This is a genomic window from Longimicrobium sp., assembly GCF_036554565.1.
In the GTDB taxonomy this organism is placed as follows: Bacteria; Gemmatimonadota; Gemmatimonadetes; order Longimicrobiales; family Longimicrobiaceae; genus Longimicrobium.
Genome location: NZ_DATBNB010000415.1, coordinates 1 through 3,092 on the forward strand (window position 1 = coordinate 1; position 3,092 = coordinate 3,092).

The window sequence follows — 3,092 nt, forward strand, 5'->3', positions numbered from 1 at the left end:
ACCAGGCGCAGCAGCGAGCGGTCGGCCTCGTCCAGCCGGTCGGTGCGGGCGAAGTAGAAGGTGAGCGCGCCCTCTGCCTGGCCGGCCAGGATGATGGGGAGCGACACCGACGACGCGAACCCCAGCTCGCGCGCCGCGTCCCACCAGTCGGCCAGCTCGGGGTCGGCGAACACGTCGTACACCTCCACGGGGCGCCCCTCCGCGACAGCGCTGCCGGTGGGACCCAGCCCCACGCGAACCCGCATCTCCCCGAGGAACCTGCGATACGCCGTGGGCCAGTTCCAGGCGGCCACCAGGCGCAGAACGTCGTCGCTTTCGCGCAGGTACACGCACCCGAACGCGGCGCCCACGACGGGGGCAACCCGTTCCAGGGCAAGGCGATACACCTCGTCGGGCGTGCGCGCCGTCAGGAAGGCGTGGGCGATCTCGCGGGCCGCCGTCAGCTCGCGCAGATGGCGCTCATGGGCGGGAATCGGCGCAGCTACTGGGGTTTCTTGCACAGCAACTCTCTTGACGAGTGCGGAGGGTGCACCTACTCTACGGTGCGAACGGCGCCGCCGTTTGGTTTTTTCGCCAGGTCACACCCTCTTAAAGACAGGAGCTCCTTCGTGAACAAGTCTGAACTCATTCAGCAGCTCGCCTCCCGTGCCGATCTGAGCCGTGCCGAGGCCACCAAGGCGGTCGACGCGCTGTTCGGCGTAGAGGGCGGCATCATCGCCGACGCGCTGCGGAACGGGGACAAGGTGCAGATCACGGGGTTCGGCAGCTTCGAGAGCAAGAAGCGCGAGGCGCGCAAGGGACGTAACCCGCGCACCGGCAACGAGATCGACATCGCGGCCAGCACCAGCGCGGCGTTCAAGATCGGCAAGCGCCTCAAGGACATGCTCGGCGCCTGAAACAGGCCCGCACCGGTTCGCCATCCTCGAGGGGCCACGGTTCGCACCGGGGCCCCTCGTGTTTTCATCCACCTTCCATCCCGTCGCCGCCGTCCCGCCATGCCCAGGAAGAAGCGTCCGCCCGCCGGGGGCGTGTCCCGCGAGGCGTGGGGGTCGGTGCATCCCGTGCTGGACCTTCACGGCCTGACCGGCGACGAGGCGCGGCACCGTGCCGAGGCGTGGCTGCGCGCGCGCCAGGCCGAGAACGTCCGCACGGTGGTCGTGGTCACCGGCCGCGGCCTGCATTCGGGCGGCATTCCCGTGGTCCGCAACGAGATCGAGCACCTGCTGGCCGGGCTCAAGGGCAGCCTGGTCAGCCGCTGGAGCGCCGAAAACCTGGGCGGCAGCTTTCGCGTGGAACTGCGCCGTCCCGCCCGCATCCACGCGCCGCGTCCCCCCGCCCGCGTGCCGCCGCTGCTGCGCGACGCCGAACCTGCCCTGCGCCTGCGGGCCGAGGAAGCGCTCGCCGACCTGGGCATCGCCTCCACCCCCGCGCTGCTGGAGGCTGAGATCCGCCGGCTGCTGAACGAGGGCTGAGCGGCGGGCAAGAGTGTAGCCGACGAAAAGGGCGGCGCGCAATGGCTGCGCGCCGCCCTTTCTCCATTCATCCCCGCGCCCTCACTCGTCGCGCGGGCGCCGGAAGCCGCCGCCACCCGCGCCCCCGCGCGGGCCGGCGCCGCCACGGGGACCGCCTCCGCCACCCCCGGGCCGCGGACGGCCGCCGGGGCCGCCGGCGCCGCCGCGAGGACGATCGTCGCGGTCGCGCGGCCGGTCGTCGCGGGGCCGGTCCTCGCGCGGTCCACCCGCGCCCGGGCCGCGCTGCATGCGGCGCATGGGCGGCCCGCCGCCGCCGGGGCCCGCCTTCTTCTGGCGATCGTAGTCCACGCGCAGGCTGCGGCCCTTCATGCTGGTGCCGTTCAGCGCGCTGATCACCCGCTCGGCCATCTCCGCCGGCACCTCGACCACGGAAAAGGTGTCGCGGATGTCGATCTTGCCGATGCTGCTGCCGGGGATGTCGGCCTCGCCCGCGATGGCGCCCATCAGTTCGTTGGGGCGCACGTTGTCGCGCTCGCCCACGCTGATGAAGAGGCGAGCGAACGCGCCGGGGATGGCGCCCGACTCGGCGTGCCCGCCCGGCGCCGGCCGGGCCAGGCGGTTGCGCGCCGCCGCCGCGGCCGCGGGAAGGGCATCCGCCGCGGTGGGCGACGCCGGCTCGGCCGCGCGCTTCTTCCGCAGCAGCGCGGACGCCGCCGCGGCGATCTCCGTCGCGGTGAAGTCTTCCAGAAGCGGCTCCAGGATCAGCATCTGCGCGGCCAGGTCTTCCTCGCGCAGCGCCCGGCGCAGGTCGCCCCGGAAGGCGCGCAGCTCCGCCGACCCGCCCACCGGCGCCTCGCCCTCGATCCCCCCCGGCTGCGCGTGGAAGCCCGCGCGCCTGGCGATCTGCCGCAGGTGCGCCAGCTCGCGCGGCTCCACCAGCACGAATCCCGGGTCTTCGCCGCCGTGGCGGGCCCGCAGCGTGGCCTCGTCCGCCGGAACGTCGAAGCTGATCACCTGCCCCTCGGGCGCCCCCTCGTCCTCGTCCACCGAGGAGCCGAGCACCACCACGTCCGCATCGGGATCTTCCGCGTCGCCCACCAGGAAGCCGCGCAGGGTCAGCGCCTCGGACACCTGGGCCGCGCGCTCGTCGGTGCGGCAGTACAGCACCGGCGCCGGCCCGCCGCCCAGCAGGCGCGCCACGGTGCCCAGCTTGTCACGCTCCGCCACGGCCACGTAGCCGACGGTGGAGGTGGGCTCGGCGGCGGCCTCGTGAAGGTCCGGCGAGGCGGGCTCGGACGGGTAGCGCAGGGCGCGCTTCACCCGGCGGCCGGCCAGGTCTTCCACCGGCTCGGTGACCTCGGCGGTGACGATCACCCGCTGCGCGTCGCGCGGCAGGTGGTCGAAGAGGGTTTCCAGCGTTTCCCATCCGCCGAGCGCGTGGATCTCCGACGCGCCATCCACCACCACCGCCTCCACGCCCTCCAGCTTCACCTCGGAGGTGCGTACGCCCTCCATCACCTCCTGCGGCGTGGCGGCCAGCACCTCGGCTTCGCCCGCGCCCGTCCCCCATCCCCCGCCCGAGCCGCTGACGGTGAGCCCCGCGGCCTGGGCAAAGGGCAC

4 protein-coding genes are annotated in these 3,092 nt (G+C 73.7%); 2 read left to right on the plus strand and 2 right to left on the minus strand.

Features of this window, described 5'->3' with window-relative positions; all coding sequences use genetic code 11:
- A partial coding sequence (locus tag VIB55_RS11320; protein ID WP_331876770.1) for a GAF domain-containing protein occupies window positions 1-500 on the minus strand: 500 nt, incomplete at its 3' end.
- Between the two features lie 108 nt (window positions 501-608).
- Here VIB55_RS11320 and VIB55_RS11325 point away from each other — a divergent pair.
- Together VIB55_RS11325 and VIB55_RS11330 are read left to right on the plus strand one after the other, a co-directional pair.
- Window positions 609-896: an HU family DNA-binding protein gene (locus VIB55_RS11325; RefSeq protein ID WP_331022159.1), complete on the plus strand. Its 288-nt coding sequence runs from the start codon at window positions 609-611 to the stop codon at window positions 894-896.
- Window positions 897-995: 99 nt separating this feature from the next.
- The gene (locus tag VIB55_RS11330; RefSeq protein ID WP_331876771.1) at window positions 996-1,472 is read left to right on the plus strand and encodes a Smr/MutS family protein; all 477 of its coding nucleotides are present in this window, start codon (window positions 996-998) and stop codon (window positions 1,470-1,472) included.
- 81 nt (window positions 1,473-1,553) lie between these two features.
- Here VIB55_RS11330 and VIB55_RS11335 read toward each other — a convergent pair.
- Window positions 1,554-3,092, minus strand: a 1,539-nt coding sequence (locus tag VIB55_RS11335) for a DbpA RNA binding domain-containing protein (protein ID WP_331876772.1), incomplete at its 5' end; no start/stop codon positions are given.